The sequence below is a fragment of the Methanosarcina sp. 1.H.T.1A.1 genome, from assembly GCF_000979295.1.
GTDB lineage: Archaea > Halobacteriota > Methanosarcinia > Methanosarcinales > Methanosarcinaceae > Methanosarcina.
In genome coordinates this window covers 22,590-29,409 of the sequence record NZ_JJQY01000145.1, presented here as the reverse complement: position 1 = coordinate 29,409, position 6,820 = coordinate 22,590, and the positions used below count along the sequence as shown (strand labels likewise).

Here is a 6,820-nt window from a genome sequence, read left to right as displayed (position 1 = left end):
CTATTCGTCGGCAGCGTCAGATGTGTATAAGAGACAGACGTGGCTCCGATCTTATACTCCTGAGCCGGGAATGGACTACAATGGAATTTACGAAGCTCCTGAGAACGGAGAACTTTTCGATTACCCGGATACTGTGTACGGAGTCATGTCCTGGTGGGACTATGGACACTGGATAGAAACGATTGGGCACAGAATACCAAATGCAAATCCATTCCAGGCTGGAATCGGAGGCAGAAGAGGAAGTATCGAAGAAGAGAACCAGCCGGGTTCTTCCACGTTCTTTACAGCTCAATCAGAAGAAGAAGCAAGTGCAGTGCTTGAAGCCGTCCACCCTGACCCCGATAAAGCCGGCGCCCGTTATATAATCTCAGACGTCGAAATGGCAACAGGCAAGTTCTATGCGATGACAGCCTGGACTCTCGATACCAAAGGATACTACCAGTCTTACTGGACAGGAAATGAATATCAGTACCTTCCTTCTACACGTTACTTCAATTCGATGGAGTCAAGGCTGCATATTCTGGACGGAAACGGCTTGAAGCAATACCGTATGGTCCATGAGACATGGGCATATCAGACTCAGGAAGTCGTGTACAAACAGGTTTATAACTTCCTTTTAGGAGGAAGCATCCCTGAGGTAGATACTGGCTACGTCAAGATTTTCGAATACGTCAAGGGTGCAAAAGTAACAGGAACCGCTGCCCCTAACGAGACGGTTAGTATAAAAACGACAATTCTAACAGGCCAGGGAAGGACCTTTGACTACTCCCAGTCGACAACTTCGGACTCTGAAGGCAGGTATGAGTTTACAGTTCCATATTCAACAGAAGGACCGATTCCTGGAGAAACACAGTTCGATACTGCTCCGGCAGGTGCTTATGTAGTAAGTTATGGGAATACGACTACAGAAGTAAGAGTCAGTGAAGAAGCCGTGTTAAAAGGAGAAGAAGTAAAAGTGAAGGTCTAAAGTAGGACCCACAGTTAAAATTAAAGTCTAAAACAGTAAGATGTGCGGTTCAGGTCCTCCTGCACATCTGCTTTTCCTTCCAATTTTTACTTTTTTTACTGTACTTTTTTCTTTCACATATCCGCCACTTAGATATACTATTAAAAAAACCTACTTCAAAGGTGAATTGTGATGGAAAACCCTATCATAGGCCGAGTCTGGAAATTCGGAGACGATGTCGATACCGATGTGATTATCCCGGGGAAATACCTGAGGACCAAGGACATGCAGGTCTTTGCGGCCCATGCCATGGAAGGCATTGATCCTGAATTCGCTAAAAAGGTGAAAGAGGGAGACATCATAGTCGCGGGAAACAATTTTGGCTGTGGCTCATCCCGGGAACAGGCCCCCCTTGCGCTCAAGTATGCGGGAGTATCCTGTGTTGTGGCAAAGTCCTTTGCAAGGATCTTTTTCAGAAACGCTATTAACGTGGGGCTGCCCCTGATGGAGGCTGATGTTGAGTGCCAGGAAGGGGACGAGGTCGAAGTTGACCTGCTCAAAGGCGAGGTCCGAGTTCCCGGAAAAGGGGTGTACAGAGGAAACAAACTGCCTGACTTCCTGCTCGATATGCTTACAGACGGCGGACTTGTTGCCCATAGAAAAAAAGTACAGAGCCAGCAGAATGAATAATAACTGCTTAAGAAAAAATGATAACTGCTTAAGTAAGAATAATAATTGCTTAATATACAGTAACGAACTTGATTGAGCAAGATCACTTGCAAGAAACAGGGTCGAGTCCGAGAAGCCGACCAGATCCAGTAATTACTCAAACAGCCGATACCTATGATTTTTCCTGATGAGTACAAACATGTGGGAGTAACAAAAGCCTTTCCCACAGGCACTGAAGAGTTAATTTATTTCCTTACGGAGTACCTGATCGAAGAAAGAGAAAATCCCGAAACCGGCAGCTCTGAGTATGCAGTTTACCATGTAATTAAAAGTGGAGAAGGGCTTCTCAGAAAGGTTGAGAGTCTCGAACTGCTTGCCTCCGGAGATGAGGTGGTCAGGTATGACAGGGAATTAAACATAAAAGACCGTTCCCTCCTGATCGAGACCGCATTAGAGCTCTGCACAGGGAAGGTGAACACTGTCATTTTTACGGGTGTAGACAGGCATGTCACAATTGTCCATGACCCTGACCCCTCCAGTATTCTTGAAATAGAGATCCTTGATGTTGCTCCCCCGGAGCCGTCCTGGCTTTCCCAGGTTGTAAGGAGGCTTGAAGCAAGCGGAATTTTCGGGGATCTGCAGGTCAGGTTTACTGAAAAGATAATTGACCTCAGGCAGTTCGAAGGAGAAAACACAGTTTTTCCCTGCAGCGCATCGGGGCTTGAGGGGAAATGCCTTGACTCGGACGTGCTGACCGAAAACGGACACCTCCTCGTAGGGTGTGAGATCTCAAAGACCCTTTTTGAAATGCGTTTTCCAGAGCTTGATTATTCCTTCGTAAATATCTGTCCTTTCAAGTCCGAAATAGTTGTGCCCTCAAAATCCTTTATTACGCGCTGCTGCAGGTCTGAAAAATCAGGGCTTGTCACTATCAATGGCTTTGAAGGGGCTGTTGTCCATTGGGGGGCATCGGAATTCCAGGTTGTTGAAGCGGTCCGGAAGCTTGTGAACCGGCTTAGGGGGAAAGGTTCAGAGGAAAAAGTGTAAGTATAGTTTCAGCTCCCCCCCTCCCCACAACTTTAAATTTATTCAAGAGTCTTTCAGGTGCATTGCAATCACTTTTAAGTGCATTACAGGTACCTTTAAGTGTTAGGGGTTCTATAATCCCGGAAAATCTGACATTCCCGGAAAACCCTATATAAAACGAAAATGGAGTAATAAATGTCTTTTCTAACCAGTTTCCTCTTAGCGCTCGGGCTTGCAATGGATGCTTTTGCAGTTTCCATGTCCAGCGGTACAACGATAAGGCCTTTTAGGCTCAATGATGCCCTGAAGCTGGCTGTTTTTTTCGGGGGCTTTCAGGCTTTCATGCCGGTGCTGGGCTGGCTTGGGGGAAGCGTAGTAAGCGGCTTTGTTTCAGACTATGCCCCCTGGATTGCATTCGGGCTTCTTGCCTTTATCGGGTGCAAAATGATTTATGAGGCACTTTACGGAAGCCCTGAAGGAAAGGTAAGTTCCCTTAACTATTCGTTGCTTTTCCTGCTTGCAGTTGCAACAAGCATAGACGCTCTTGCAGTTGGAATTAGTTTTGCGTTTCTTAAGACACCTATTCTTGAGCCCGTTATTATCATAGGCTGCGTGACCTTTTTTATGTCTTTCTTCGGGGCAATCCTCGGCTACCGGATAGGGCATTTCTTTGAACATGAAGTTGAAGTCCTTGGCGGCCTGATCCTTATAGGACTTGGCGGGAAAATCCTGGCCGAACACCTGCTCTGGATCTGAAAACTCTTTTTTCTGGACCCCAAAAATCTGTTTTCAGGATCTGAAAACTCTTTTTTCTGGATCTAAAAGATCAACGTTGGAATCTTAAACAGTTACGCCAGATTCATATACTTCAAGCCATGATGCAGTATCATGAAACTGGCGGTAATCGAAGGTGACGGGATTGGCAGGGAAGTGATCCCTGCGGCTGTGGAAGTTCTTGATGCTTTTGGGCTTGAGCTTGAGAAAGTGCCCCTGGAACTGGGCTATGCCAGGTGGGAAAGAACCGGGACTGCAATGTCAGGAGAAGACATAGAAACCATAAAAGGGTGTGATGCAGTCCTTTTCGGGGCAGTCACTACTGTGCCTGATCCTAATTACAAAAGTGTGCTTCTTGCCATCAGGAAGGAACTGGACCTATATGCCAATGTCCGGCCTGTAAAACCCCTCCCCGGCATAAAGGGTGTTACCGGAAAAAACGATTTCGACTTTATCATTGTAAGGGAAAATACTGAAGGGCTGTACTCAGGGATCGAGGAAATAGGGCCTGACCTTTCCTGGACAAAGAGGGTAGTTACCCGAAAAGGCTCTGAGAGGATTGCAGAATATGCCTGCAAGCTTGCAAAGCAGAGAAATAACAAACTGACCATTGTCCACAAGTCCAACGTCCTGAAGTCCGACAAGCTCTTCCTTGATGTCTGCCGGCAGGTTGCCAGTTCACATGGGGTGGAGTACAGCGACACGCTGGTTGATTCAATGGCTTACAGTCTTATGATGCGCCCCGAAAAATACGACGTTGTTGTCACAACGAACATCTTCGGGGACATTTTGAGTGATATGTGTGCGGCTCTTGTCGGAAGCCTGGGGCTTGTCCCGAGCGCCAACATCGGGGAAAAATACGCCTTCTTCGAGCCCGTGCACGGAAGTGCGCCGGACATCGCAGGAAAAGGCATAGCAAATCCGCTTGCTGCCATCCTCTGCGTGAAGATGCTGCTTGAATGGATGGGCAACCCCGGAGCCTCGATCATTGATAGGGCAATAGCCGATGTGCTTCAGAAAAATATTATTACTCCTGACCTGGGAGGAACTTCCACAACTGCGGAAGTGGGGCATGCGGTTGCAGAATATGTGAAATATGCACTGAAATAAGCTGGTTGAAACTAAACTGCATTGAAATAAGGCTGAATAAGGCTTTTTCCTTTACTTCAGGCGGGTATTTTTATACCTTTACATCTATTTTTTTATTATGCAAAGTAACTGGAAGCTTTGCTTAAGAGTAACGGGGGTTTTATTCTGCCAGAGTTTTTCGATGTTTCACAGCTTATTACTGAAGGGATGGTTGTATATCCCGGAAATCCGAAACCTTTGATCGAGAGGTATGCATCAATACCGAAGGATAGGGTAAATGAGTCTATTCTGACCCTGGGAAGTCACATAGGCACGCACGTTGATTCAAGGCTGCATGTTCGGGACGGAAAAGAAGGAGTTGCATCCCTGCCTCTTGAAAGCTTTTATGGGAAATGCAGGGTTTTTGACCTTGTCCATGTGGAAGAAGAGATCCACAGGCAGGATCTTGAAGGGTTTCAAATCGGTCCTGGGGACATAGTGCTTCTCAAGACCAGAAACTCTACCCTTGGATACGTGAAATTCCGTGAGAACTACGTGCACCTGAAAATGGATGCAGCCGAATACCTTGTCGATGCAGGAGTCAAGACCCTGGGGTTTGACTACCTCAGAGTCAAAAAGCTTGAAGGGGACGACGAGGTTCATGAACTGCTTATCAATAACATGACTTTGTTTGAAGGCCTCAACCTTGCCGGCGTTCACGAAGGGGAATATACGTTTCTGGGTTTGCCTCTTCTTATAGACGCGGACGGGGCTCCGGCCAGAGTCATACTGGTAAGAGAATAACTGCTTCAAAGGGTCAATATAAAGTTATTCTCCCATCCTTCTCTTTTTATTTAATTCTTATTTATTTTTTCCCTGTTTCGGTCCTTAATAAGTTCATCCCAAAAGCTATTTTATTCTTAGCCACAAGAGTTTTCGGAATTGCTTTCACAATCAGGGGCTGAATCAATTGTTTGAAGTACAGGGTTCAAGAAGCAAATTTTGAATATTAAGAGGAGCTCAATAACTGTTTTTTCCTTCCTGACTTATTCACTTCTGTTCAATTCCACTTGAACCTCTCCTACATTAATTTATAAAAAATGAGAACTGTTCCTACCTGTTCCTAACGCCGGGCTCTCTCAACACTCAACTTATAAAACTAAATCACCAAGTTAATTCCCTTGCCCATACAGAACTTCTATCTTCAATTTCCTAAATGTTTGTAAGTTCATCTCTAAGTATACTAAAAAAATTTATAATATCAATAACAAGAATTCTTACTAAAAATCCGGTGAGGACTATACATGAATAAAAAAAGTTTTTTGATTGTTTTAATTCTTTTATCAGTTACTTTTGTTTCCGGTTGCACCAGTCATGGCGATGACTTTTCCAAAAAATCCGGTAATATTGAGAAACCCGACAATATTGGGAGCAATGCGGACTCAGCTTCAGGTATTCACGGCAGTGAAATTGACGTTCTCTATCAGGTCTCAACAATCGACGCCCTGCTTCAGGGCGTTTATGATGGGGTTCTGCCAGTTGCGGAACTTGAAACCCATGGGGACTTTGGTATAGGAACCTTTGACGGGCTCGAAGGGGAAATGCTCGCCCTTGATGGCAATTACTATCAGATAAAAACAGATGGAATTGCCTATCCTGTATCCGGGGAAATGACAACTCCTTTTGCCACTGTCACCTACTTTGAAGCTGATGATACTTTACGGTTTGAGGAGCCTGTAAACCTTACCGAGCTTGAAGACTTCCTTGACCTTAACCTGCCTTCGGAAAACCTTTTCTACGCGGTCCGGGTTGACGGGAATTTCTCTTACATAAAAGCACGAAGCGTACCAAAACAGGAAAAACCATATCCAAAACTTGCGGATGCTGTATCCACCCAGTCGATCTTCGAATTTGAAAACATAAGCGGTACACTGGTAGGATTCAGAGCCCCTGAATACGTGAAAGGTGTAAATGTGCCGGGGTATCACCTTCACTTCATTACAGGGGACCGAAATGCAGGTGGGCATGTCCTGGACCTTGAGATGGAAAACGGAGATGCTACCCTTGACATTACCAGCGCATTCTTCATGGAACTCCCCACCAGCGGAGACTTCTATGACGTGGAACTGGGTCAGGACCTTCAGGCTGATATGGAAAAGGTTGAGAAGTGATCTCAAGCTTTCACTTTTATATGCTTTCCTTCGTTTTTTAAAGGGAAATTTCCCCCCTTCCCCTTTTATTTCTGTTTTATTCTCCTTACTTATGCTAATTTTTTCCTTTACTTTCCCCTCACTTACATTCCATTTTTATCTTTTTTCCTTCACTTCTTCTTAATTT

Annotated in this window: 6 protein-coding genes and 1 pseudogene; all 7 read left to right on the top strand. The window is 45.2% G+C overall.

Annotated elements, in window-relative coordinates:
• A pseudogene (locus EO95_RS14410) lies at positions 1-967 on the top strand (oligosaccharyl transferase, archaeosortase A system-associated); the annotation flags it as partial.
• Between the two features lie 171 nt (positions 968-1,138).
• Positions 1,139-1,636, top strand: a complete 498-nt coding sequence (gene hacB, locus EO95_RS14405; RefSeq protein WP_048135770.1) for a homoaconitase small subunit — start codon at positions 1,139-1,141, stop codon at positions 1,634-1,636.
• Between the two features lie 153 nt (positions 1,637-1,789).
• Complete coding sequence (locus tag EO95_RS14400; RefSeq protein ID WP_048135769.1) at positions 1,790-2,662, top strand: hypothetical protein; 873 nt, start codon at positions 1,790-1,792, stop codon at positions 2,660-2,662.
• A 174-nt stretch (positions 2,663-2,836) separates the two neighbouring features.
• Positions 2,837-3,397 (top strand): manganese efflux pump MntP family protein, encoded by a 561-nt coding sequence (locus EO95_RS14395; RefSeq protein ID WP_048135767.1) that lies wholly within the window; start codon positions 2,837-2,839, stop codon positions 3,395-3,397.
• Between the two features lie 132 nt (positions 3,398-3,529).
• Positions 3,530-4,525: an isocitrate/isopropylmalate dehydrogenase family protein gene (locus EO95_RS14390; protein WP_048135766.1), complete on the top strand. Its 996-nt coding sequence runs from the start codon at positions 3,530-3,532 to the stop codon at positions 4,523-4,525.
• Positions 4,526-4,642: 117 nt separating this feature from the next.
• Positions 4,643-5,287: a cyclase family protein gene (locus tag EO95_RS14385; RefSeq protein WP_235283040.1), complete on the top strand. Its 645-nt coding sequence runs from the start codon at positions 4,643-4,645 to the stop codon at positions 5,285-5,287.
• Positions 5,288-5,787: 500 nt separating this feature from the next.
• On the top strand, positions 5,788-6,654 hold the full coding sequence (gene budA / locus EO95_RS14380; RefSeq protein WP_082106069.1) for an acetolactate decarboxylase: 867 nt from the start codon (positions 5,788-5,790) through the stop codon (positions 6,652-6,654).
• Positions 6,655-6,820 lie beyond the last annotated feature (166 nt).

What these genes read in the sequence shown, in the direction of transcription:
- hacB (WP_048135770.1), top strand. Translation starts at nt 1,139, where the DNA reads ATGGAAAACCCTATCATAGGCCGAGTCTGGAAATTCGGAGACGATGTC.
- EO95_RS14400 (WP_048135769.1), top strand. Translation starts at nt 1,790, where the DNA reads ATGATTTTTCCTGATGAGTACAAACATGTGGGAGTAACAAAAGCCTTT.
- EO95_RS14395 (WP_048135767.1), top strand. Translation starts at nt 2,837, where the DNA reads ATGTCTTTTCTAACCAGTTTCCTCTTAGCGCTCGGGCTTGCAATGGAT.
- EO95_RS14390 (WP_048135766.1), top strand. Translation starts at nt 3,530, where the DNA reads ATGAAACTGGCGGTAATCGAAGGTGACGGGATTGGCAGGGAAGTGATC.
- budA (WP_082106069.1), top strand. Translation starts at nt 5,788, where the DNA reads ATGAATAAAAAAAGTTTTTTGATTGTTTTAATTCTTTTATCAGTTACT.